At 76.3% G+C, this 388-nt stretch carries 1 protein-coding gene; it reads left to right on the plus strand.

What is annotated here, in order from left to right; translation table 11 throughout:
* Positions 1-388, plus strand: a 388-nt coding sequence (locus tag PUR56_RS25500) for an ATP-binding cassette domain-containing protein (RefSeq protein ID WP_329950616.1), incomplete at both ends; no start/stop codon positions are given.

Genomic DNA, 388 nt, shown 5'->3' on the forward strand with positions numbered 1-388 from the left:
CCGACCGCATCGCGGTGCTGCGCGACGGCGCCCTCGCCGGCGTCCAGGACGCCGCGACCACCAGCGAGGGCGACCTCGTGCGGCTGATGGTCGGCCGGGACCTGTCCGCCATGTTCACCCGCGAACGCGTCGCCACCGACCGCCTCGTGCTGGATGCCCGTGCCGTGACCACCGACCACGTCACCGGCATCGACCTGCGCATCCACGCCGGCGAGGTCGTCGGCCTGGCCGGACTCATCGGCGCCGGACGCTCCGAACTCGCCCTCGCCCTCGCCGGCGACCAGCCCCTCCGCTCCGGCACCGTCACCCTCGACGGCCGCACCCTGCGCTCCGGCCACCCCGGCGACGCCATCCGCGCCGGCCTCGGCCTCGCCCCCGAGGAACGCAA

This window comes from Streptomyces sp. BE303, assembly GCF_036290945.1.
In the GTDB taxonomy this organism is placed as follows: Bacteria; Actinomycetota; Actinomycetes; order Streptomycetales; family Streptomycetaceae; genus Kitasatospora.